Raw genomic sequence first — 23,234 nt, forward strand, 5'->3', positions numbered from 1 at the left:
GGCGACTGCGCGTCGCCGGGATGGCCTTCAGGTGCGCTCTTCGGTTACGGCGTGACCGTGATGCGGTCGAGCGCGGGAGCGGACTGGCCGGGGTTGGCCGTCAGGTACGCGGAGAACGCGTCCAGGTCGATGCCACCACCGGTGATGGCGGTGCCCTTGGTGAACTCGCTGAAGCCGTCACCACCGCCCTGCAGGAAGCTGTTGATCGTCACGCGGTAGCTGGCGTTCGGGTCGAGCGGCACGCCGTTGAGCGTGATGTTCGAAACCTTGGAGCCGAACGGCGCGGACTGCGACCAGCTGTACTTCAGGCCGGCGGACGGCTGGAGCACGAACTGGCGGGCCGCCGTGAACTGCTGCTCCAGCACGGCCTTGAGGTTCGTGCCGGTCAGCGTGATCGTCTGCAGGATGTTGCCGAACGGCTGCACGGTGAACATCTCGCCGTACGTCACCACGCCGGGGCCCTCACCCACGGGCGAGGGAGCGAACGTGAGGTCGGCGCGCACGCCACCGGGGTTCATCAGCGCGAGCACGGCGCCGTTGCCCTTGGTGGCCTCGAGCTGCGAGTCGGCGATGAGGTTGCCGAGCGGCGACTCACCGGCGGGGTTCTGCGCCCGCAGGATGTCCGAGCCGATGGTGCCGACCTGACGGTTGGCGATCGGAGCGGCCTTCGTCTTGGCGAGGTCGACCAGCGCCTGGATCTGCGGATCCGGCGTGACCGTGCGCGTGACGATCTTGTTGTCGGCCTTCGTCTCGCCGCGGATGACGTCGCGCGTCCGGCGGTCGATCTTGAGGTCGACGACGCTCAGCTCACGGCCGAAGGCCAGGCCCTCGATGAACGGCCGCGGGTTGCCCGCCGGGTCCTTGACCACGCAGTTGTAGTGCTGGTGGCTGTGGCCGGAGAAGACCGCGTCGATCTTGGGGCTGACCTGCGTGGCGATGACGCTGCCGGGGTTGTTGGGGGCGACGTTGCACGCGTTGGGGCCGCCACCGGACGAGGTGACCTGGTCGCCCTGGTGCACGAGCAGCACGATCGACTTCACGCCGATGGCGTCGAGGAGGTTGGCGTACTTGTTGGCCGCCTTGACCTCGTCACCGAACTTGAGCTCCTTGATGCCGTTCGGGTCGACCAGGATCGGCACGTCCTTGAGCGGCATGCCGATGAAGCCGATCGGAATCCCGTCCCGGATCTCGATCCAGAACGGCGGCAGAGCAGGCAGCCCGCTCTTCGCGTGCGTGACGTTCGCACCGAGGATCGGGAAGTTCGCGCCCTTGTACTTGTCGCTGAACTGGCACCCGTCCGTCGGGTGGCAACCGCCGCGCTGCATGCGCAGCAGCTCCTTGTAGCCCTCGTCGAACTCGTGGTTGCCCGCCGCGGTCGCGTCCATGCCGACCTTGTTGAGCACCTCGATCGTCGGCTCGTCGTGGAACAGCGCCGACACGATCGGCGACGCACCGATCAGGTCACCCTGCCCGACGATGACGGAGTTCTTGACCTCCTTCTGGAGGTTCTTGATGTGCGTGGCGTTGAACGCGGCACCACCGGCGTCGACCGTCGTGCCGTCGGGGAGGATCACTCGACCCGACGACCCGCTCGGCGGCTCGATGTTGCCGTGGAGGTCGTTGATGCCGATCAGGCGCACGTCAACCGTGCCCCGACCGCGCAGTGACTGGACATCGGCCTGGGCAGGCCCGGTAGCGCTGATGACAGTGGCCGCGGCGGCGGTGATCGCCAGAACGGAAAGCCGTCTGAACGAACTCATGGGTAGAGCCTCTCGAAGGCGTGGTTAACGCGCGTGTACGGCGTGGGAGTCTGCCTTTTTGAGGCGCCGTTTTCCAGAGGATCGACAGGATCGTCATCTCGCCGACTAGCCTTGTTCCCGTGACACCAAGTGAGCAGGAGCCGCACTGGCTCGACGAGGGCGAGATGCGCGCGTGGCGCACCTACGTGAACGGTTCCTCGATGCTCATGGACCGTCTGCACCGCGAACTGCAGGACACCCACGGGGTGTCACTGGCCGACTACGAGATCCTGGTGCGCCTGTCCGAGCAGCCCAACCACCGCATGCGCATGACGCAACTGGCCGAGGACGTCGCCTCGTCCAAGTCGCGCGTCTCGCACCAGGTGGCGCGGATGGAGAAGGCCGGGCTCGTGTCTCGTCGTGAGTGCACCGAGGACGGGCGCGGGGTGCTGGCGGAGCTGACTCCTGCCGGCCTCGCCCAGTTGGTCGCCGCTGCTCCCACGCACCTTCGCGGGGTGCGGGCGCACATCGTGGACCTGATCTCGCCCGAGGAGGGTGAGGTGCTGGCCAAGGTGTTCGACCGGGTCATGACACACCTGCGGGATGCGAACGGCTAGGCTTTGGGCTTGGCGCTGTTCGGCGTCGTTGGAAGCGTGGCAGAGCGGCCGAATGCACCCGCCTTGAAAGCGGGAGACGGGCAACCGTCCGGGGGTTCAAATCCCTCCGCTTCCGCAGTTCAGAGGGGTTGTGAAGGCCGTCGGGAGGCCTTCACAACCCCTCTGGTGTAGCAACGGGTGTAGCAACGCCCTCAGCTGGCCGATTGTCGCTGTGGGCACTAGCGGAGGCCATCCTGATCATGACTAACCCCGAGTACGATGTCTGCCTCTCATTTGCGGGTGAGCAGCGAGCGTATGTTGATCAGGTTGCCGAACTGCTCAAGCAAAAGAAGATCGAAGTATTTTACGATCGGTACGAACAGGTCAACTTGTGGGGCAGGGATCTTTATGAACACCTTGACTCCGTATATCGAGATCAAGCTCGATACTGCATAATCTTCGCTTCGAAGCAATATGCGGAGAAAGTTTGGACCTCACACGAACGCAGGAGCGCTCAAGCTCGGGCCCTGACTGAAAACTCGGAGTACATCCTCCCTGCGCGGTTTGATGATACGGAAATCCCTGGTGTTCGACCGACTGTTGGCTACATTGATCTTCGTGTGACGACACCAGAACAGCTGGTCGCGATGTTCGCAGAGAAGCTGAATGGAGTCCGGGCGACCGCATCCGAAGCTCCCCTGGCGGCCAACTACTCACTCGCGCCGGTATCTGACAACGAGCAGGCCACGCTTCTCTCGGTTCGCCCCGAGGCGTGGGAGTACATGCTATTCGCTGGCGTAATTTCGCGCGGCAAAATCAAGCTTCAGTCCAAGCTCAGGGATCACCAGATCAAGTATGCCAGGAGGATCCGCAGGATATCCGACGATATAGAAGCAGTTAACTACCTAGCCGACCGAATGGGCAGCGTTGTTGATATTGCGGAATCATTTATGAATATCTTCTCCCCCGAGGCCCAGGAGTGGGCTTTCGGCGCACAGGGAGAGCCTGGGGATCCCGAGAATATAATCCATCTCGGAAACCGTTTTACCGACTGTTACGAGGACTTTCTCGATTGGGCGGCCGATCTGCGTGGCATTGGCGTAGACGATGGACTAAAGAAACTGTATGAACTTGGCGCCCTCTTTGTGGAACTACCAATTAGACAAATTGGCGATTTCATCAATTCTTACGTTTCTCAGCTTTCGGGCATCACTGAACGAATCGCCGCCGGAGAAACGGAGGTCGGGCTTGAGGTTAACTTCACCTTGAGTGTCGATGAGTCAGTCTCCGAAAAGTACGCCAAAGAACGAGATCGTGTCATGAGAAGCTTGGGAAAATAAGTGGCTTAACCCAAGTTATCCGCCAAGCTCTTCAGTGAGCCTCTTCAAGGCCTCCCGCTTGTCTTCAAGGGAGACGGCCGCGTAGATCATCATCGTGACCTCGATGTTCGAGTGACCGACAATGTCCCGGACGATGTGCGGCGGCACGCCGAGCCTGAGCAGCAGTGTCACGCACGAATGCCGGATGTCGTGAAAGCGCACCTCATCGAGGCCGGCGCGCTTCCGGATCGGGTACCAGCTCGACCGGAGGTAGGTCGGATCGATCGGCCCGCCGAGGACCGTCGTGAAGATCAGCCCTGACTCTTCCCACCGCTCCCCCGCAGCCTCCACTTCGTCGTCCTGGAGGTCCCAGTGATCGACGAGCGCCCAGGCGACGAGCAGCGGCAACGGCATGACCCGCTCTGACCGGTCCGTCTTCGGCGGGACGAACACGAGCTTGGTCCCAACCCGCTGAAGCGTCTGACGGATCTGCAACGTCGGTGCGTGCTGCTCCGCGCAGTCCTCGCAGAAGTCGTCCCCGTGTCCAGCGCAGGGCTCATCCCACCCGTCCCAGTCGATGTCCTTCCACCGAAGGCCGAGCAACTCACCGCGTCGCATTCCGAGGTAGAGCGCCAGCACGTACAGCGCCTTCAGCCGATCGTTTTCGGCCGCCTTGAGCAGTCCTTTTGCCTGATCGGCGTTGAGGCCCCGATTCACGTCGTACCGAGGCGACCTGACCTGAACGAGCCGGGCGACGTTGCGCGGCACGACCTCCTCCCGCATTGCGTGCGCCAGCGCATTCCGCAGAACGGCGTGGATCTGCTGAATCGTCCGGTCGGAAAGAACCGTCTTGCAGCACTTCCCCTTGGCGCAGCAACGCCGGGCATCCTTCGGCCGGTTAGCGTCGATCTTCTCCGCGCAGCACCGGCAGTCGTTCCGGAGCCGCGTGATGAACGTCCGGACGTCTTGCGCCGACAACCGCTGGAGCTTCTTCGTCCCGAGGTTGGGCACCAGGTGCCGCCGCACGACCACGCCGTATCCTTCGACCGTCCGAGGCCTCTTCGTCGCGGCCACAGTGGACAGCCAGTACTTGAGATAGCTCTCCAGCGTCCACGTCTCCGCAGCTACGGGGATGCCGGCATCGGAGTCCGCGATCTTCTTCCTGAGCTTCTTCCAGGCCTCCGACTCCGTGGTTGCCGAAACAGTGACGCGTTTGCGGTGCCCGGTCGTGGTGAGCACGTAGGCCGCGCCGATCCACATCCCGTCTTTGCGCTGGTAGACCGAGCCCTCACCGTTGGACCGCTTGCCCCCGGCCATCACGCAGCCTCCGCGATCAGCCGAGACAGGTACGCCTGCACCGACGAGGCCGGAACCCGACGACTCCCGCCGATCTTGACGGACACCAGCTCACCAGCCCTGATCAAGTCGAACACCTTCGTCCGCCCCACCCGAAGGGCCCGAGCGACTTCCTCAACGCGATACGCGATGTCGTTCATGTCTTCCCCCTTGGTTGATCAGGCCGCAGTTGCCGAAAGATCTGGAGGCCCAGCCGCGAGCAATGCGCGGTCGTACTCGGCCTTCCACGTCACGCGTTGAGCGATCGCATGCATGAGCAGGTGAGCCCGTGGAGGCACGTTCGGATCACCGGGCCGCACCTTGTGCCAGACGAGCCGAGCCGGGTCCTTCTCCGGTTTCTCGATCCCCACGGCCTTGAGCGCCTGGAGCACGAACCGCTTCCGATCGGCCTTGTGGTCCGCGAGCGTCTTCCCCGACCACTTGCGGGACACCAGAACCCGCCGCCCAGGCAGCCCGAGCGTGGCCCTGCGGTGAGCCCTCCCCTTGCACCGCCCAGCGCTCATCCGCGAGTTCGCGCCGCGAGGCTGGACGCCGTAGAGGAGCCAGTTCGCGCACCGGTCCGAGCAGGGCGTGACAGCCAGCTCGTCCGCCAGGCGGTCCGCATGCCGGCGTTGTCGTTCGGTGTCCTGCTCGACCACCTCGCCGATGGATTTCGTGAGGTACTTCGTCAGGTAGCCAATGTGCCGCCCAGCTTCCTCAGAGCCGCCGAGGATGCCCTTGGAGTGCACCTGACGACCGAACTTCGCGACGTGCGCCGGTTCCTCGACCTCCGCGTCTTCCCAGGTGGTCAAGGCCTTTCGGGTATCGGGGTCGATGAACGCCTTGGCGTTGAAGTCCCAGACCGGCAGCTGGTCCACGTAGACGCGTTCGTCGTGGTTGGGCCACCACACCTGGTGGTAGGTGGCGGCCGTGACCAGGCGAATCAGCTCGTGGGGGATCGAACCGCGGAGTGCCGCGTGCAGATGCGGAGCAGCGCGTTTCTGCGGTTCGACCGTGGCGAAGTACTGCACGTCCCAGCCAGTGACCCGCCGAAGGTTCTGCCACCACCGGTCAACGAGCGACGCGAAGTGCACGGCATCCCTCGCGGCACGGCGGTAGTCGTAGCTGTCCGGATCGACCGGGGTGCCGTCGTCGCGCACCCTGCCGTAGGTGTCGAGCGTGAGCGTCACGAACATCGAGGGACGGAAGGCTCCAGCGAACTCCCGTCCAACTGTCCGCTTCTCGACTCGCCGCCGAGGCAGGTCCGGCGCGTCCTGCCGACGCTTCGTCGAGCGCTTCACGGGCCGCTTGCCGGGGTCGTCCGGCGAGGGCAGGCGACCACGAACGCCGAGTTGCCGAAGTTCTTCGTCGACGCTGTGAATCTCCTCCCGCAGCTCGTCCGCCTCAGCCGAGTTGCCTTCCTCCTTGAAGGCCTTCATGAGGTCAGCGCGGTACTCCAGCAGCTCCGTCTGGTCCTTTGTCGGCGGTTTCGGGGTGAAGTCAGGCTCTACGTCCATGTGCCAGCCCTCGCGACACTGAGCCATCCGCAACGCCTTGGCCTTCTTGGCACAGGGCTTGCAGACGCTCTCTACGGTCGAGCCGCACGGCACTGCGACGTAGCGAACTTCGTAGGACTCGTGGTCCTCGACTTCCATCGTGAACGGCCGGACGCACACGCCATGCTGCTCAGCGGCAGCCTTGGTGACGTCGAGCGCGGCAGGCTGCCTCATCCGTTCCGCGCGGGTCTGACCTGCAACATCGCCGGGAAACGCAGTGATGTTCGTGCTCATGCCGCCCTCCGCTCGCTGCTTGCCGGGAAGTCGTGAACGGTGGCCGGAGCGAAGTAGACGCCCAGCTCGACCAGGTCCGCGTCCGTGACATGGAAGGCCCTCGCGCGTTCCGGTTCGCGCTGCCCGTCCTCCTTGAGCCACGCGACACCAGGCGTGTTCTCGCTGATCTCATGAGCAGCCGCGCCACGTTGCCGAACGCCATCCCCAAGCACCATGTCCACCTGAATCGGCTCGTCCAGGCGCAGCGCCACCCGAGTGGTGAACAGGTGCCGGAAGCTCACGACCTCCTTGCGCGGGTCCTGCACCAGCGCCACCGTGGCCACACCAGGAGCTCGTCCCTGCGAGCTGATCGTCTGGACAGCACGCCCAGCGCGTTCCCGGAGCTGCTTGTCCTGTTGGTAGGCGACCAGGTCCGCCAGCTCGTCGACCACCAGGACCGTGAACGGCTCACCGGCCGTGCGAGTCCACAGCCGTCGAACACCCCGGTACCGCGAAGCGCGAGCCTTGACCTCCGCAGCGATCTCTTCCAGCAGCTCGACAGCTTCCGGCCCGTTGTCGTAGACGACCTTGTCGAAGGCGTCGGGACACTGGCCGAGTTCCATCCCGCCCTTGGGATCGATACCGACGAGCCTCACCAGGCCGGCGCGAATGGCGGGGGCGAGCTGCCAGACGATCGACCAAAGCACCGAGCCCTTACCCGCGCCAGGGACGCCGACGACGAGGATCTGAGAGCCGAGCAGCTTCAACCGCCACGGCTTGCCGGTCTCCGTCCTCCCGACGACCAGCTTCTTCAGGTCGACCTCCGCGGAATCCCCCAGCGGCGGAACAGGCACAGGCCGAGCCAGCGGGTCAGCGTGGATGAAGTCGAGCTCAAGCAGCCGAGGCTTCAGCACCCGCACCCGGCAGGATCGAGCGTTGAACGAGTGCGCCAGGTTGTCCCGACGCGCTTCCCACTGCTCTGGAGACTGCGCGGGGATCATCCGCACCCGGACCTTGTCCCGCCAGCCCTCAGCTCGGACGCGACGCAGCTCAGGCAGGTACTCCTTGCGCCGGTGCTCCTTGGCCAGATCAGCCAGCCGCATGACCGTGCGCCACTTCGGCACGTAGACCGTGGCCCGCCGCCACTCAGTGACCGCGCGGTACCAGCAGTGCCGCAGAAACGACGGCTGGTGAAGCCCGAACCAGATCAGCAGCACAGCGACGAGCGTGAGCAGCGCCAGCACGAGCGGCGAGAGCCCGAACTTCCGATAGGTCGCAAGACCGGCGACGGCCAGGCCGGCAACGACCGGGTACCGCACGACGGCGAGCACCAGGCGGACGCCGAGCCACACGGCGAAGCCCGCCAGCACGAAGGGTGCCGCAACAACCTTCGTCCACCGAGGAAGCCAGATCCACCAAGGGAAACGCGGCCGAGCACCCTCGAACGGGGCCGGATCGACCCACTTCGTCCCGCTCATGCCGCACCGCCCAGGCACGAGACGCAGCGGAACACCATGCCTGTACTAGGGATGAACCCCACGGGCTTGAATGCGCTCAACCCGTTGCCGCACAGTCGCTTGCACGTCAGGCATTCGAACCCTTCAGCCTGAGCCTGGGTGAGTTCGAGGCTGACCAGCTCGCCGCCGTCGACCATCACCGTGTAGCTGTCGACCGCCTGCAAACGCCCCACCATCGCGGCGAACCGGTCCTGTCGACTTGACGCACCCCAGGTGCGCACAGATACCCTATGCATGACTCGAATCTCCTTGTGTCCCAACGATTTCAGGGTCGTTCGAGTTGGTGTACGTCGCCGGGAACAGTCAAGGCCCGCCAAGACTTTGGACTGTTTCCGCGCGACACACACCAACGCTGTTTGTTCAGTTGTGGATCAGCTCTGACCGAGCTTCTTCGCGAGCGCCCTGCACCAGGAGCAGAGCGGCCGTTTCTCCGTCTTGCGGAACCACCCGCCACCCAGACAGCGCGAGCAGTTCCGGTACTCCATCCGAACCCGCCCGGTCACCGGGTGCTTCGCGGTCAGGTTCATTCGGTACATCAACCGAGCCAGCAGGCGAGGCCTCACCGGCACCACCGCCTAACGCGGCTAGATGTGCGGAAGCCCGCAGCAGCACCGGCCACAGTCACACCGGCAGGCGTCGAGGACCGGGCCGAACCCCAACGCCTTGCGCACCGACAACCCGAGTGGCACCGCCATTACGTGCAGCACCTCGAAGTTCGCGCGAATCAGCCACCGCGACGACCGCAGCCCATCCGGCGAGACCCAGTACCGCCAAGGCCGTTCCTGCTCCGGCCAGAACGGCACCCGCTGCACCAACCCGCAGCGGCGCAACCGCTCCATCCGCCGATAGACGGTCCACAGCGGTTGTCGAAGAAACTCGGCCAGCTTCGGCACGGTCCACAAGCTCCACGGATCGTCGAGCAGGGCCACCAGCATCAGCTGAACCTGCACGTCGTCCGCGAACTCACCGATCACCGCGTCAGACAGTTGAAGTTCGTCGAGCATGGCTAACCCCACTCAGTCAGTGGCCCAGGCGTGTTGCCAACCCAGCCAGCGCCCTTGGACGGGTCGAGCACCGCAGCCAACAGGCCGGCGTGCTGCGACAACGTCCGCAAGAACGCCGCCAACTGCTCCCGACCTTCAGGCCCGTCCGGCACATGGATAGCGATCTGCGCCGGATCGAGGTTCAGCCGCAGGCAATGTTCCGCAGCGGCCGAGTCAGGCCACGCCACGATGTCCGCCGACGCCGCAGGACCAGGCGAGATCATGAGCTTCAACATCACGACTCCTCCCCAGAACGGGACTGTTCAAGCCGCGCGCGGCGCTCAAACTCCTCAGCGGCGATGGAGCAGGCGTGACGAGCCCACAGCGGCACCGCCAGATCAGCGGCCAAGATCCGCCACGCCTCCGCCACCGCGGAGTAGCCCAGAGCCAGACGAAGAAGTGCCTGCTTGTCGCCCGTACGGGACGCCGCAAACAGGGCCGCCGTCTGCTCCGCATACGCGGTGTTCCACCGGGCGACCGCCTCACGCGACGGCCGCGCCACTGTTAGGCCGCCGACTTCTGATCGGTCTGACCCTGCTGACCCGCAGGCTTGTTCTCACGCTTGGGCGGAGCCCCAACCTGGGGCGCGCTGATACCCGTGGCCCGGATCGTGAAGCCCTGGTACTTGAACCGGTCTCCCATGACGCGCGGCTCGACCGTCAGTCCCTCGAACGCGACGGGCCGAACCTCAACGCCGGGCATGACCTGCACGGCCTGAGGCGGGACGGGCTGGACGTCCGCGAGCACGGTGATCGTGACCGACGCGTCCCGCTCCTTCTCTGCCGACGGGTCAGTGACGACGACCTTCCACTGACGCTTGCCGGACCGCTCGTCGACCTTCTGCTTGGGCTGCTTGCCGCGCGCCTTGTCCTCGTTGCTCATGTACTCCATGTCCGGAGCGACGACGCCGACCATCAGCGCGCCTTGCGGAAAGACCTGGTCAAACGACGCCTCAAAGCGAGTGCCGTACGGAACCGCCATGACTGCAACCTCCCTAGCCTCGCTAGGCCGTCTGTACGACCTAGACAAGTTACAAGCTAGCTAGGTTGTCTAGCCAGGTCAAGCAGATCCACGTTTTCGCAGGTGAGCTAGCTCCCTAGGCGGGCTAGACAAGTCGCCCTATCATGGCTTTGTGCATGCATGCAGGCTCATGTGCGTGCACGCACGCAGGCTCCACAAGGAACCTTGTGGAGGTCGAAGATCGAGAGGGAGTCATGGCACTGGACCCGGACGACCCGCGCCCGCCATACGTGCAGGTAGCGAATGCTCTGCGGGCCTCCATCCTGACCAAGGTCTTTAAGGCCGGCGACAAGCTGCCCTCGCGCGCCGAGTTGGCGAAGAAGTACGAGGTTGCGCCGATGACCGTGCAGAACGCACTGCGCGAACTGCGCGACGAAGGCCTGATCGTCTCCCGACAGGGCAGCGGCGTCTTCGTTCGTGAGCGCACCGAACGTCCAGTGGGTCTCCGCCCACACATCGAGCGCGCGTTCGAGGCTGAGCGCGTCTCCATCGACTTCGCCGGCTTCTCCGGGGAGACGCTTCAAGGCGTCATGCAGGAGCCGTTGGACAAGATCCGAATCGGCCGACTGACACCCGCTTCAATCAACATCCGGATGCTCGTCCCGGACACGTCTCAGCCGTGGGCGATCCCGTGCCAGGTCGAGGACTTGCAGGACAGCCCGGGCTTCCGCAAGCGCATGGACGAGATCATGCGGCGCCACACCCTCGCGATCGTCGACAACGTGCAGGAACTCGGAGACCTTGGCCTGGTCAAGGACGTCTCCGTCGAGATCAAGGTTCACCGCGCCGCACCGCTGTTCAAGCTATACCTGCTCAACAACGAGGAAGCCTTCTTCGGCTTCTACCCAGTCCGAGAGCACGTCATCCGCTTTGGCAGCGAGCCCAAGCCGATCTACGACCTTGTGGGCAAGGAAGCCATCCTCTTCCATCACAGCGTCACTGACGACGACACCAGTACCGGCAGCCAGTACGTCGAGCAAGCTCGCATGTGGTTTGAATCTATGTGGACGACCGTCTCTACGGAGTATCAACGATGAGCGGCTGTACAGAACCATCTACCAACCCCGAAAAGATTAAGGCGGTTCTGTCAGACGCCGAAATTCTAATGCTTGACTTTGATGGCCCTATCTGCTCGGTATTCGCAGCACTACCCGCCTATGTCGTGGCAGATCAACTTCGAGAGATCCTCGAAAGCGGAGGACACACAAGATTCCCGGCAGAAATCCGCGCCAGCAGCGATCCGTTCGATGTCTTTGCCTATGCGGCATCAAAAGGCAGCAAGGAAGCGAAGTTCATAGAGGCGGCACTGCGCGCTCACGAGGTCGAAGCGGTCGTGAATGCAGAACCGACCGATGGAGCACTAGACCTTATTCAGGCCTGGAACAGCACGGGCAGGCGGATTTCAATCGTAAGCAACAACTCCGCAGAAGCAGTCGAAGTATACCTAGAAAGATTCGGCCTGCGCGACCAGGTGCAGCTAGTTTCCGCTCGCGAAAGCCCCGATCCAGCACTCCTGAAGCCTGCACCATTCTTGATCCGGAATGCGGCAGAGAAGCTTGGCGTATCATCCGAATCGTGCGTGCTGATCGGCGATTCTGCTTCTGATATAGAAGCGACGCTTTCTGCAGGAGCGGTTCCCATTGGATACGCAAACAAGCCGGGGAAGGCCAAAGTCTTCAGGGATCGATACTCAACACTGATCACGTACAGCATCACGAGTCTCGTGGAACTCTTGAAGCCTGCTTAACGTCGCCCTGGTCGCGCTTGCACAACGTCTGCGCAGGTAAAAGCCCTGGTCCGTCAATGAGTAGGGGCAGGCTCCGTCAGATCGTACCCATACGCGGGGTTGCGTAGACGGCGAAGATGTGGCTGCATACGCCCATGAGTCGCCAGGTCGATGAGGATGACGAAGCTATCGAGCCGGACGCGGATGACTACGAGCCTCCGCTGTTCGAGCTAGAGACCGCAGGAAGCGAGACTGAGGGTGATATCGAGAACCCTCAGGATATTCACTATAACGATGTCGTTCTAGCTCCATCTGACTGGACCGTTGAAACCATCCTCAGTCAGCTCAAAAGCGGATCATTTGAACTTGACCCTGACTTCCAGCGACGAAACGCCTGGACTGATATCCGCAAGAGCAAGTTCATCGAGTCACTAATGCTCGGCCTGCCGATCCCGCAGATCGTTTTCGCAGAGCGAGACGAAGATGATGAGTTCAACGCACGGTACGTCGTGATCGACGGAAAACAGCGACTTCTAACACTCGATGCATTCTATTCCGAGTCGAGCCCGCTGAGACTCCAGGGGCTCACCGTACTGCCCCAGCTGAACGGAATGACACGAAGTGAGGCGGCAGACGATCCATCAGTGAGCCGTTACATTAGACGATTGGCAAACCGCACGATTCGCACGGTAGTAATCCGCCGGTGGCCCGATGACTCGTTCCTTCATCTAGTTTTTCACAGGATCAATCATCAGACGTTGGCGTTGTCAGCGCAGGAGCTTCGGCAAGCACTGCAACCAGGGCGGTTCACCAAGTTTGCGGACATATTCGCTGGCAGCAGCAGTCAATTGCACGATATCCTAGGTGCAACTCAGCGACCCGACTTTCGAATGCGAGACGTCGAACTTCTAGTTCGTTTTATGGCCTACCGCTTTCGACTTAGTCACTACAAAGGTAATCTAAAGAAGTTTCTTGACGAGACCTGCAAGGAGTTCAACTCAGCCTGGCCGTCAATGGAACAGGAAATCACCGAAAGCGCTATCGCTTGCAACGCCGCTATCGACTCCACGCGAAAGATCTTTGGCAATCGCGCCTTCCGTCGGTTCACGGAAAATGGTACGTGGGAAACGCGGTTTAACCGCGCTGTGTTCGATGCGATGCTCTACTACTTTGCCGATCCTAATGTTGCAACTGAGGCAGAGTCGAAGTCAGGCGATGTACTCGCTGCATACGAACTACTGAGCGCAGAAGATCGGCGATTCACGCAATCACTGGCCTTGAGCACCAAGACGGTTCAGGCCACCGAATACAGGCTTGAGGCATGGGGCAGAACGCTACAGAGCGTCCTCAGTGTCGAACTAAGCATCCCAACGCTTTCCGCCAACGGTAGATCTATCATCGTTGGAGAAGGTGATTGATGCGCGCCAAATATGTATTCTTACTTGCGCAAATAAGGCTTCTCTCAAACGAATTACTGCCAACCCCTAGCCCAACCTCCAGCTATACACCTGGCGAGGTGTTGCGGATGTTTGCCTTCCGCATCTCTGCTCACGCAGAGATAGAGGGCTTCATCGAGTACTGCGCTGAAACACTGATGACACATCTCGCCACCAAGAACAACGCCAAGACGCTCGCATACTCGACCCAGAAAGCACTACTGTTATATAAAGACATGAACAAGCAGTTCCCACCTCAATCAATTAGCTTTCAGGTGCCATCTGGCGGAACTGCAGATAAGATCAGATCAGTCCTCAACGCCGTTGAATCCAGCATAGCGACCAACAACGGGGTATCAGAGAAGGATATTTTAAAGCTGTTCGTGCCTCTCGGCGTAAGTCTAAATTTTTTCGAGGAGAATTGGCTGCGATCAATGACCGACCTCGCGCGAGCCCGAGGAGAGGCCGCTCACAACTCTTGGGTGTCAAGCAATACTGTCCAACAGCCTGATCCGATAACAGAGCGAAGCCGACTCGTCCTCCCGCTACGAGGCATTGGAAAACTAGTTGATGAGCTAGAACGACTCAGGGCAGTCGCATAGTCGACGACCGTGCTCACACCGACGGTCGTAGCCGTCCGTTGGTCGTCACTCCTCCTGTCAGCTGCCGAACTTGGCTCTATGGGATCAAGGCGCGCCGCCGTCGGCGGCGCGCACGGGGCCTGTCACGTTGGCACCGGCTTCCCATCCATCACGGCACGCCGGGCTCCCGCTTCGCTCCGCCCGTCGGCCGTGCGGCGCGGCCGGCGTCCCTCCACGGCAGCGCGCCACCGACGGCGACGCGTAGGGAGCTCCCAGCACCCAGGCGTCAGGACGATCGCGCGATCCAAGACCTGACCGAGCCGGGCACGGCGATCGACGCCCGCCAACGCTCCGCGTCATCGGCTACCGGACATGCCAAAGCCGCCCCAGCGAGAACCAGCGGGACGGGACAGCTACCAGGAAGCCCCCTAGGACGAGGTGTAGCGACGGGTGTAGCAACGGTCCGGGACGGGTTGGGACGGGACAACACCCCTGACCAGGCAACACCATCAACCGCGGACTAGCCCGAACTAGCCTGGACAGCCGGATGCAGCCTTGAAAGCGGGAGACGGGCAACCGTCCGGGGGTTCAAATCCCTCCGCTTCCGCAGTTCAGAGGGTGTGAAGGCCGCTGGCGGCTTTCACACCCTCTCTCTTGCTCGGCAGGCACACTCAGACGCGCTGCGGCTGTCTTCCTTCGAGAACGTCCTTCAGGGCCAGGGTCAGGCCCACGCCTTTGGCGTGGCGCACCAGGCGGCGGCCGGGGAGATCGGTTCGCCAGTACTCACCGTGCTCGTGGGGACCGTCCATTACGCCGTTTCGAAGGTCTTTGGAGTAGTCGAAGACCATCACGTCGCCGTCGGTAAAAGCGTCCAGGCGGTGTCTCATCTCTGTGGTGTTGTGCATGGAGGCAGCTGGGAAGACGTCTTCTTTGACCACCAGCACGCGCACAAGTTGACCGTCGGGCAGCAGGGCGTAGGTCACGTCTTCTCTCAGCTCGGTGTAGCGCTGTGGGGTGACCTGGACTTCGTCGGCGTAGTAGCGGGTGTCGAGCACCCAGTGCTTGCCGAGGACTTCGACTCGCGTTCGGGTCTCCTTGACCGCGTACCTCGTTTCTCGATGCACGCGGAAGAGCTTGCGAGTGGTGATCTCTTCGGAAACGCTGCGCTTGTCGACCTTCTCGTAGGCGAAGGCGGGTGCGGGTGGCAGCTTGGCTTCGCTGGCTACCCGTTGGGCGTACTTGAGTAAGCGAGTCCAGTCGATTTTGCTCGACTCATAGCTGTTCTTGTCCGCCATCTAGGGCTTCTTGGCGTCGCATTTGCCGCAACGCTTCCAGGCACCACCGTTGTCGGCGCCGCACGACGAACACTTCCAGTCGTTCCACCGGTTGTGGGCTTCGGACATGTTCGGGTTCCGAAAGCCGCAGTGAACGCAGTTGTACTTGTCGCTGGGCGTTTCCTTATGACACCGATCGCACTTCATGTGACCCCCTCGGCTCACCGTCCTGCGGACTGTCCGGCTATCGGCAGGTTCTGCCGGGGCGTTACGAAGTGCTGTCGGGAGGACTGAGGGGACCGACAAAGAAACGGCGGCGGTGCCCGAGTGGGCACCGCCGCCGGTGTTCAAAGGGGAATTATGAGGTGGCTGCGTGCGAGTGGTCGTCCACCGAAGCCGACTTCATCAGCGTGGCCGACTTGCGGACCTCCGCCCGCTTGGCACGCGGCGGCACGCCGTTGACGTCCTCGGTCGAGACGCCGTAGGCCGCGGTCACGAAGGCGATGGCGCCCGCGTTGCGGCCCAGGGCCACTCGGTCGATGTTGCCGAGGTTGTCGCACTTGGCGTGGTAGCAGGGGTCGTAGGCGACGCCTGCGGTGCCGCCCCACTTGGCTGCCTGGGCCGGGGTCTTGACGCCTTCGGCGCCGGTGAAGAGGCCGCCTGCCGGAATGCCCTGCGCGATGAACTCGCCGTAGTCGGAGCGGCCCGAGAAGTCGGTTCCTTCGGTGGGGACGCCCTTGGCGGCGAAGTAGTCGGCGAACGCCTTTTCGATCTGGGCCGAGCCGTAGGGGCCCGCGCCGGCGCCGACGGCGTCGCTGTCGTCGCCGTCGTAGATGAAGTAGGCGGCGTTCGGGGAGCCGACCATGTCGAAGTTCAGGTAGAGGGCGATGTCGAGCTGCTGCTCGAAGGTCAGGGAGCGGACCCATTCCTCGGAGCCGATGAGGCCCCGCTCTTCAGCGCCCCACCAGGCGAAGCGGATGGCGTTGTCGACCTTCGGCTTGGAGCCGAGCTGGAGCGCGGTCTCCAGCAGGGCCGCGGAGCCGGAGCCGTTGTCGTTGATGCCAGGGCCCAGCTCGACGCTGTCGAGGTGGCTGCCGGCCATGACGACGTTGTTCTTGCGGCCCGTGCGGGTTTCCGCGATGACGTTGCGCTGGGTGACGGTCTCGGTGTGGAAGCGCATGTCCACGGTGACCGAGGCGCCCGCCTTGCCGGCGAGGGTGGTGCCGTCGGCCTGGGAGATGCCGCCGGTCGGGATCTTGCCGGGGTTGGTGAGCGTGACCTCCTTCAGCGGGCCCGCGGTGTTGTTCGAGACGAGGACGCCGATGGCGCCCGCGCTGAAGGCGTTGAGGTGCTTCTGCTCGAACGTGCAGCCGCCGCGGCGGATCAGGGCGATGGAGCCGGTGAAGTCCTGGCCGGCGAAGTCGGTCGCCTCGCAGCCCGTGGTGGCGTCCTCCGGGACGACGCGCAACGTGCCGGTGATGCCGCCGACCGGGGTCTGCGGCGATTCGATCATCGGGATCGCCTGGTAGTTCACGCCGTCGACGCGGGCGGTCTCGGCGTCGCTGACCGGGGTCTCGAAGCTGAAGTTCGGGGTGGTGACGATGAACCCCGCGTCGCGCAGCTTGCCCGCGACGTAGTCGACGCTCGCGTCGTAGCCGGGAGTGAGGGCCGCGCGGTTGCCGCCGTTGCGGTCGGCGAGGCGCTGGAACGCGATGAGGTGCCGGTTGACTCCTTCGGTCGTCACCTTCTTCGCGAGCTTCTTCGCGAGAGCGGGACCTGCCGGCTCAGCGGCGGCGGACGCCGTGGCGGTAGGGGCAGCGACTAGTGCCGAGATGGCAAGCACAGCCGCCAGCTTGGATCTGCCGGACATGAACGTTCCCCTTCGTTCGAGATTGCTGAACCCTCACAAAAGGGAGACCCAGGACACAATCCGTCGGTCGGCGGGAGTTCAGCTGGTGATCAGCTGAACACACTCCGCTAGCCCTTCGACGGTGACGTTCCAGTCCGGGCGCACGAAATCGGCGGCGTCCAAGCGGAGTCGCACGTGCTCAAGGCGTTCTCCGCGTGGTGCCATGCGCAAAGTGCCGTCGGGCACGTAACCGAGTTTGGCGCTCACACGGTTGGACGCGTGGTTACCGAGCCATGCCGCCGAACGAGCGACGTCCGCACCCAGGTGGTCGAACGCGAACTGCAGCACGGCGACACGCATCTCCGTACCGAAACCGTTGCCCTGGAACCTCTTGCCGAGCCACGACCCGGTACCCACCTCGCGCAGCACGGAGAAATCGCGCGCGCCGATGTCCTGCACGCCGATCGCCCTGCCCTCGTACCGCACGACGAACGCGATCACCCAGTCCTCGGGCGAGAACTTCGCCCGCTGACCCCAGAAGTGCTGCAGCAGGCCGCGGCCGTCGCCGAGGTGGTCGGTCCACGGCACGTTGAACGGCATCTCGGACGGGTCGTGCACGCCCTCGCGCGCCACCTCGATCAACTCGTGCAGCGCGGCGTCGTCGTCCGGGCGCAGCTCCAGCCGCGGTGTGCGGAGGACCAGGTGTCGCAACGGCCAGGCGTCCATGATCCGATGGTGCCGGACGTGTCGAACGGTATTACGGTCGACTGTATGCGTGCCATCACCGTGAGCGAACCCGGCGGACCAGAAGTGCTCACCTGGACCGAGGTCGCGGACCCCGAACCGGGGCCGGGCGAGGTGCTGATCGACGTCGCCGCGAGCGCGGTCAACCGCGCCGACCTGCTGCAGCGCCAAGGCCTCTACCCGCCGCCCAAGGGCGCGTCGGACATCATCGGCCTGGAGTGCTCCGGCACGATCGCGGCGCTCGGCGAGGGCGTCACCGGCTGGCAGGTCGGCGACGAGGTGTGCGCGCTGCTCGCGGGCGGCGGCTACGCGGAGAAGGTCGTCGTGCCCGCCCCGCAGGTGCTGCCGATCCCGAAGAACGTCGACGTCGTCACAGCCGCCGCGCTGCCCGAGGTCGCCTGCACGGTGTGGTCGAACGTCGTGATGGACGGCCGGCTCAAGCTCGGCGAGCGGTTCCTCGTGCACGGCGGCGCGGGTGGCATCGGCACGCACGCGATCCAGGTCGCGAAGGCTCTCGGAGCGACGGTCGCGGTCACCGCGGGCTCCGACGAACGCCTCGCGAAGTGCAAGGAACTCGGCGCCGACATCACGGTCAACTACAAGACCCAGGACTTCGTCGAAGAGGTCGGAACAGCGGACGTCGTCCTCGACAACATGGGCGCCTCCTACCTGGGCCGCAACATCGACGTCCTGGCCCCCGACGGCCGCCTGATGATCATCGGCATGCAGGGCGGGGCGAAGGGCGAACTGCCGATCGGCAAACTGCTCACCAAGCGCGCGTCGGTGATGGCGACCGGCCTGCGCGGCCGCAGCGTCGAGAGCAAGGGCGCCATCGTCGCTCAGGTCCGCGAACACCTGTGGCCGCTGATCGAGAGCGGCGCCGTGCACCCGATCGTCGGCGAGGTCGTGCCGATGTCGGACGCCGCGCAGGCGCACCGGCTGCTCGACAACGGCGACGTCTTCGGCAAGGTCCTGCTCAAGCGAGAGCGGTAGCCGCCGCCAGCGAGGTCCGGGGAGCCGTGCGGAACTCCAGCGCGAACTCCTCGGACCACCGCGTCAGCACCGCCGCCTCGTCGGGCCGGTCCACGTCGTCGGCCAGCACCGTCGCGCCCGGCGCCAGCACGGCCCGCAGCACGGGCAACGCCGGATAGCGGGAGTCGCCGAGTCCCGGCCCGTCCACCAGCAGCAGGTCGACCAGGCCGAACCGCTCGACGTACCCGAGCACCTCGTCGTGCACCTGCTGCGGCGCGTACCACTGGCCGTGCCGCGACAACGCCGCCGGATGCCGCGACAACGGGGCGTGCACGACGCGTGCCACGGAACCCAGGCCTTCACGACGAAGTTGCGACGCGACGAAGGCGGCGAGCCGTTCGTCGTGTTCGATCGACAGCAGGTGCCCGAACCCGCGCTGCTGCAACAACCGCGCCAACAGCACCGAAGAGGATCCGCAGCCCAACGCCACCAGAACGGTCCGTGCTCCGAGCACGACCTCGTCCATCACCGCGACGAGTGCCGCCGGGCGCAGGTCGCCGACCGTCACCGGCAGGTACTCGGTGTTCAACGAGCCGATGCGGTGCAGGGCCGAGAGATCAGCCAGCTCGCGAGCCAGCGAGTCGTCCAAGAAGATCTCTCCACCCTGTCAGCCCAGCTCGGCCACCGCCCGCACCAGGTCGTCCATCTCGACTGCGTTCGTGTAGTGCGCGAGCCCGATCCGGATCGCACCGCCGATCTCTCCGACGCCCAGCACCGAGAACACCCCGTGCTGGCCGGGGTCGGCGAACGCGCAGACACCCCGCGACGCGAGGTGCTCGACCCCGTCCGCCGCCTTGACCCCGGCGATCGAGAACGCCAGCGCGGGCACCCGCCGCATGGCGTCGCCGATCACCATCACGTGCCGCAACGACCGCAGTTCGTTGATGAGATTAGCGAGCAGTCCCGCCTGGTAGGCCTTCACGGATCCGAGCGACGTGAGCAACCGCTCGCGCCGCGTACCGGAGGCCGCGTCGTCCAGCTCCGCGAGGTACTCGACCGACGCAACGAGCCCGGCGAGCATCGGATACGCGTGCGGGCCGAGCTCCAGCCGCTCGGGGCCGCGCGCCATCGGATCCACTGATACCGACGGCAGCCGCTCCAGCACCGAGGGGTCGCGGAACACCAGCGCGCCGACCGGCGGCCCACCCCACTGGCCGGCGGACAGGGCGATGACGTCGGCACCCATGCCAACGATGTCCAGCGGCACGAACGGCGCCGCGGCGGAGGCGTCGACGACCATCAACGACCCGTGCGCGCGAGCCACGGCGGAGATCTTGGCCAGGTCGGGCCGGGTGCCGACGACACCGGACGCCGCCGTGATGGCGATCAGCTTGGTGCGGTCGGTGACCAGCTCGTCGAACTGCCAGCCGGGCAGCTCGCACGTCTCGATGTCGATCTCGGCCCACTTGACCGCGCTGCCGGTCCGCTGTGTCGCGCGCAACCAGGGTGCGATGTTCGCCGGGTGGTCCAAGCGGGAAACCAGTACCTCGTCACCCATGAACCAGTCGTCCGTCATCGCGTCCGCGAGCCGTTGCAGCAACACCGCCGAGGACGGCCCGAGCACCACTCCGGCGGGATCGCCTCCGACCAGGTCGGCGACCGACCGGCGGGCGGCGTCCACGATGCCCTGGGCGCGCTGCGAGGCGGGGAAGATGCCACCGGGCCCGGAGACCGGGGCGCGCAACGCGGTGGAGACGGCGGTCGCGACCTGCTCCGGCACCTGCATGCCGGCCGGTGCGTCGAGGTGGACCCAGCCGTCGCCGAGCGCGGGGAAGAGCCCTCGTACCCGTGCGACGTCGAACGCCATGACACACACCGTACGTATATGGGCAAACACAGCAACTACCAGCCCCACCCCGATTGGTTTCGAAAACGTGAATGGCGCGAGGATGGAGACCATGAACCAGGAGCAGCCCGTCGTAATCGTCGGCGGCCAGGACGGCGACATCGCCGACCTCGTCGAACAGCCGGCCAAGGTCATGCGGATCGGCACGATGATCAAGCAGCTGCTGGAGGAGGTGCGCGCGGCTCCTCTGGACGAGGCCAGCCGCAACCGCCTCAAGGAGATCCACAAGCGGTCCATCGAGGAGCTCGAGGACGGCCTCGCGCCCGAGCTGCGCGAGGAGCTGGAGCGGCTGTCCCTGCCGTTCACCGAGGAGGGCACGCCCTCGGACGCCGAGCTGCGGATCGCCCAGGCCCAGCTCGTGGGCTGGCTGGAGGGTCTCTTCCACGGCATCCAGACCGCGTTGTTCGCCCAGCAGATGGCGGCCCGCGCGCAGCTGGAGCAGATGCGCGGCCGCGCACTGCCCGCGGGCAGCGGTGCGGAGGGCGCCGAAGGTGGCATCACGGGCAAGGGCACCGGCCAATACCTCTAGCCGAGACACCAGGGGTTGGTTCTACGATGCCCGCTGAACTTTCCCTGAGAGGAGCCACCGTGCTCGAGCAGGTGCGCCGCGGTCTGTCCGCCCAGCAGTTGCGCCACAAGCTGCGTGTCAAGGCCATCGAGCTCGTGGCCGACGCCGTCGCCCCCGTCCGCGCCCAGATCGCCGACCTGCAACGACAGGTCGACGAGCTGCGGGACGAGGTCCGGCACCAGGGCGAGAGGTCGGTGGACCAGACCCGGCAGCTGGAGATCCGCACGCGCCGCGACCTCGTGTTCGCGGGCGAGCAGGAGGCCGCGCTGCAGAGCGCGCAGTTCGTGCGCGACCACATGCCGCACACGCCGCAGTTCGGTCACCCGCACCAGACGCTCGAGCACGCCCTGTCCCTCGCCCCCGAAGGCGGGATGGCGCTGGAGTTCGGCGTCTTCCAGGGCACCACGCTGAAGATCATCGCCACCGCCCGCGGCGGCGAGGACGTCTACGGCTTCGACTCGTTCGAGGGCCTGCCGGAGAACTGGCGCAACGGCTTCCCGGCCGGCGCGTTCAACGTCGACGGCCTGCCCGAGGTGCCGGGCGCGGAACTCGTCGTCGGCTGGTTCGACGAGGTGCTGCCGGGCTTCCTGGCCGAGCACGAGGGCCCGGTCACGTTCCTGCACGTCGACTGCGACCTCTACTCCTCCACGAAGACCGTGCTGGAACTGGTCGGGCCGCGCCTGGTCGAGGGCAGCGTCATCCACTTCGACGAGTACTTCAACTTCCCCGGCTGGCGCGAGCACGAGCACAAGGCCTGGACGGAGTACGTCGAGCAGACCGGGATCGAGTTCAGCTACGAAGCGTTCACCTACGACAACGAGCAGGTGACCATGAAGGTGATCAAGATCCCGGGGCGTTGACCACTCCGTGACGTACCGGCGTCCAGGTCGTTTCTGAGACGCCGGTACGCTCAGTCCTCGTGCAAGCCACCAGTACCCTCGACCATCCCGAGGCGCCGCCTGCCGTCAAGTCGCGCAGCTTCAAGCGCGCGTTCGCCGACGTGCGAGAGGCGTGGGACCACCGCGAACTGTGGGGCCACCTCGGCTGGCAGGACATCAAGCAGCGCTACCGCCGATCGGTGATCGGTCCCCTGTGGATCACCATTTCGATGGGCACCACGGCCCTCGCGCTCGGCTTGCTGTACTCGGTGCTGTTCAAGACCGACGTCGCGACGTTCCTGCCGTACGTGACGGTCGGCTTCATCGTCTGGAACTTCATCGTCGGCTGCGTCACCGAGGGCACCGACGTCTTCATCGCCAACGAGGGGCTCATCAAGCACCTCCCGGCCCCGATCACCGTCCACGTGATGCGCATGGTGTGGCGGCAGGTGCTGTTCCTGCTGCACAACCTGGTCGTCTACGCGGTCGTGCTCGCCATCTTCTTCGGTTCGCTGAGCGGTGAGTACCGCATCGGTGAGAACAGCCCGCTGCAGCCGGGTCTGAGCTGGACGATCGTGCTCGCGATCCCCGGTTTCGTCCTGCTCGCGGTCAACGCCGTGTGGGTGTCGCTGCTGTTCGGCGTCATCAGCACCCGCTTCCGCGACATCCCGCCGGTCGTGAACAGCTTCATCAACCTGGTCTTCTTCATGACGCCGATCGTCTGGGACGCCGGCGTGCTGAACCGGGTCACCGGCGGTGGCGACGGCGACTGGCGGATGCTGATCGCCGAGCTCAACCCCGTGTACCACTTCGTCGAGATCGTCAGGGCCCCGCTGCTGGGCCACGTGGTGGACTGGCACCACTGGGCGATCGTCGGCGGCTTCACCGTCTTCGGCTGGTTCGCCGCGCTGGTGATCCTGCGCAACTACCGCGCCCGCGTTTCCTACTGGGTCTAGAAGGGG

24 protein-coding genes and 1 tRNA gene are annotated in these 23,234 nt (G+C 64.7%); 11 read left to right on the forward strand and 14 right to left on the reverse strand.

The features are described from left to right. Positions 1-44 precede the first annotated feature (44 nt). Positions 45-1,760 (reverse strand): bifunctional metallophosphatase/5'-nucleotidase, encoded by a 1,716-nt coding sequence (locus QSK25_RS08425; protein WP_285635886.1) that lies wholly within the window; start codon positions 1,758-1,760, stop codon positions 45-47. Between the two features lie 164 nt (positions 1,761-1,924). On the opposite strand from QSK25_RS08425, the gene QSK25_RS08430 reads away from it, so the two are divergent. The 3 genes from QSK25_RS08430 (at position 1,925) to QSK25_RS08440 (ending at position 3,675) form a co-directional block, all read left to right on the forward strand. Then, positions 1,925-2,356: a MarR family winged helix-turn-helix transcriptional regulator gene (locus tag QSK25_RS08430; RefSeq protein WP_285637546.1), complete on the forward strand. Its 432-nt coding sequence runs from the start codon at positions 1,925-1,927 to the stop codon at positions 2,354-2,356. A 30-nt stretch (positions 2,357-2,386) separates the two neighbouring features. Further along, positions 2,387-2,471, forward strand: a tRNA-Ser gene (locus QSK25_RS08435). Positions 2,472-2,595: 124 nt separating this feature from the next. Then, entirely contained in the window at positions 2,596-3,675 is a 1,080-nt protein-coding gene (locus QSK25_RS08440; RefSeq protein WP_285635889.1) for a toll/interleukin-1 receptor domain-containing protein, read from the forward strand. A 15-nt stretch (positions 3,676-3,690) separates the two neighbouring features. Here QSK25_RS08440 and QSK25_RS08445 read toward each other — a convergent pair whose 3' ends face one another. From QSK25_RS08445 to QSK25_RS08480, 8 genes are all read right to left on the reverse strand, one after another. Then, a complete protein-coding gene (locus tag QSK25_RS08445; RefSeq protein WP_285635901.1) occupies positions 3,691-4,971 on the reverse strand; it encodes a tyrosine-type recombinase/integrase in 1,281 nt (426 codons plus the stop codon). Next, entirely contained in the window at positions 4,971-5,150 is a 180-nt protein-coding gene (locus QSK25_RS08450) for a helix-turn-helix domain-containing protein (RefSeq protein ID WP_090074583.1), read from the reverse strand. The genes QSK25_RS08445 and QSK25_RS08450 overlap by 1 nt, the downstream gene beginning before the upstream one ends. Positions 5,151-5,168: 18 nt before the next feature. Continuing rightward, a complete protein-coding gene (locus tag QSK25_RS08455) occupies positions 5,169-6,779 on the reverse strand; it encodes a replication initiator (RefSeq protein ID WP_285635914.1) in 1,611 nt (536 codons plus the stop codon). After that, positions 6,776-8,236, reverse strand: coding sequence for an FtsK/SpoIIIE domain-containing protein (locus tag QSK25_RS08460; RefSeq protein WP_285635917.1), 1,461 nt, complete (start codon positions 8,234-8,236; stop codon positions 6,776-6,778). Before QSK25_RS08460 ends, QSK25_RS08455 begins: the two co-directional genes overlap by 4 nt. Further along, a complete protein-coding gene (locus QSK25_RS08465; RefSeq protein ID WP_285635920.1) occupies positions 8,233-8,496 on the reverse strand; it encodes a hypothetical protein in 264 nt (87 codons plus the stop codon). Before QSK25_RS08465 ends, QSK25_RS08460 begins: the two co-directional genes overlap by 4 nt. Before the next feature lie 363 nt (positions 8,497-8,859). Next, positions 8,860-9,279: a hypothetical protein gene (locus tag QSK25_RS08470; RefSeq protein ID WP_285635923.1), complete on the reverse strand. Its 420-nt coding sequence runs from the start codon at positions 9,277-9,279 to the stop codon at positions 8,860-8,862. Between the two features lie 2 nt (positions 9,280-9,281). After that, positions 9,282-9,554 carry a hypothetical protein gene (locus QSK25_RS08475; RefSeq protein WP_285635926.1) on the reverse strand — a complete coding sequence of 91 codons (273 nt, stop codon included), beginning with the start codon at positions 9,552-9,554 and terminating at the stop codon, positions 9,282-9,284. Positions 9,555-9,822: 268 nt separating this feature from the next. Then, positions 9,823-10,299, reverse strand: a complete 477-nt coding sequence (locus QSK25_RS08480) for a hypothetical protein (RefSeq protein ID WP_285635929.1) — start codon at positions 10,297-10,299, stop codon at positions 9,823-9,825. Positions 10,300-10,532: 233 nt separating this feature from the next. Between QSK25_RS08480 and QSK25_RS08485 the strand changes: the two genes are divergently transcribed. The 4 genes from QSK25_RS08485 (at position 10,533) to QSK25_RS08500 (ending at position 14,102) form a co-directional block, all read left to right on the forward strand. After that, the gene (locus tag QSK25_RS08485; protein WP_285635931.1) at positions 10,533-11,375 is read left to right on the forward strand and encodes a GntR family transcriptional regulator; all 843 of its coding nucleotides are present in this window, start codon (positions 10,533-10,535) and stop codon (positions 11,373-11,375) included. Further along, positions 11,372-12,085, forward strand: coding sequence for an HAD family hydrolase (locus QSK25_RS08490; protein ID WP_285635933.1), 714 nt, complete (start codon positions 11,372-11,374; stop codon positions 12,083-12,085). Before QSK25_RS08485 ends, QSK25_RS08490 begins: the two co-directional genes overlap by 4 nt. A 134-nt stretch (positions 12,086-12,219) precedes the next feature. Further along, positions 12,220-13,482 carry a DUF262 domain-containing protein gene (locus QSK25_RS08495; protein WP_285635936.1) on the forward strand — a complete coding sequence of 421 codons (1,263 nt, stop codon included), beginning with the start codon at positions 12,220-12,222 and terminating at the stop codon, positions 13,480-13,482. Positions 13,483-13,589: 107 nt separating this feature from the next. Then, the gene (locus tag QSK25_RS08500) at positions 13,590-14,102 is read left to right on the forward strand and encodes a HEPN domain-containing protein (protein WP_285635939.1); all 513 of its coding nucleotides are present in this window, start codon (positions 13,590-13,592) and stop codon (positions 14,100-14,102) included. 650 nt (positions 14,103-14,752) lie between these two features. On the opposite strand, the gene QSK25_RS08505 is transcribed toward QSK25_RS08500, so the two are convergent. The 3 genes from QSK25_RS08505 to QSK25_RS08515 form a co-directional block, all read right to left on the reverse strand. Then, a complete protein-coding gene (locus QSK25_RS08505) occupies positions 14,753-15,376 on the reverse strand; it encodes a hypothetical protein (protein WP_285635949.1) in 624 nt (207 codons plus the stop codon). A 337-nt stretch (positions 15,377-15,713) separates the two neighbouring features. Then, entirely contained in the window at positions 15,714-17,225 is a 1,512-nt protein-coding gene (locus QSK25_RS08510; protein WP_285635951.1) for a M28 family metallopeptidase, read from the reverse strand. 78 nt (positions 17,226-17,303) lie between these two features. After that, positions 17,304-17,930 carry a GNAT family N-acetyltransferase gene (locus QSK25_RS08515; RefSeq protein WP_285635954.1) on the reverse strand — a complete coding sequence of 209 codons (627 nt, stop codon included), beginning with the start codon at positions 17,928-17,930 and terminating at the stop codon, positions 17,304-17,306. A gap of 45 nt (positions 17,931-17,975) precedes the next feature. Between QSK25_RS08515 and QSK25_RS08520 the strand changes: the two genes are divergently transcribed. After that, positions 17,976-18,941, forward strand: a complete 966-nt coding sequence (locus QSK25_RS08520; protein ID WP_285635957.1) for an NAD(P)H-quinone oxidoreductase — start codon at positions 17,976-17,978, stop codon at positions 18,939-18,941. Here QSK25_RS08520 and QSK25_RS08525 read toward each other — a convergent pair. Together QSK25_RS08525 and QSK25_RS08530 are read right to left on the reverse strand one after the other, a co-directional pair. Beyond that, positions 18,925-19,569, reverse strand: coding sequence for a class I SAM-dependent methyltransferase (locus tag QSK25_RS08525; protein WP_285635960.1), 645 nt, complete (start codon positions 19,567-19,569; stop codon positions 18,925-18,927). The genes QSK25_RS08520 and QSK25_RS08525 overlap by 17 nt on opposite strands. An 18-nt stretch (positions 19,570-19,587) precedes the next feature. Beyond that, a complete protein-coding gene (locus tag QSK25_RS08530) occupies positions 19,588-20,787 on the reverse strand; it encodes a cysteine desulfurase-like protein (RefSeq protein ID WP_285635963.1) in 1,200 nt (399 codons plus the stop codon). Positions 20,788-20,869: 82 nt separating this feature from the next. On the opposite strand from QSK25_RS08530, the gene QSK25_RS08535 reads away from it, so the two are divergent. The 3 genes from QSK25_RS08535 to wzm are packed head-to-tail and all read left to right on the forward strand — an operon-like array spanning position 20,870 to position 23,228. Continuing rightward, on the forward strand, positions 20,870-21,355 hold the full coding sequence (locus QSK25_RS08535) for a bacterial proteasome activator family protein (protein ID WP_502881815.1): 486 nt from the start codon (positions 20,870-20,872) through the stop codon (positions 21,353-21,355). A 59-nt stretch (positions 21,356-21,414) separates the two neighbouring features. Further along, the gene (locus QSK25_RS08540) at positions 21,415-22,254 is read left to right on the forward strand and encodes a class I SAM-dependent methyltransferase (protein WP_285635966.1); all 840 of its coding nucleotides are present in this window, start codon (positions 21,415-21,417) and stop codon (positions 22,252-22,254) included. A 59-nt stretch (positions 22,255-22,313) separates the two neighbouring features. Next, positions 22,314-23,228: a galactan export ABC transporter permease subunit Wzm/RfbD gene (wzm, locus tag QSK25_RS08545; RefSeq protein WP_285635969.1), complete on the forward strand. Its 915-nt coding sequence runs from the start codon at positions 22,314-22,316 to the stop codon at positions 23,226-23,228. Positions 23,229-23,234 lie beyond the last annotated feature (6 nt).

The sequence above is a fragment of the Lentzea sp. NBRC 102530 genome, from assembly GCF_030269365.1.
Lineage (GTDB): Bacteria > Actinomycetota > Actinomycetes > Mycobacteriales > Pseudonocardiaceae > Lentzea.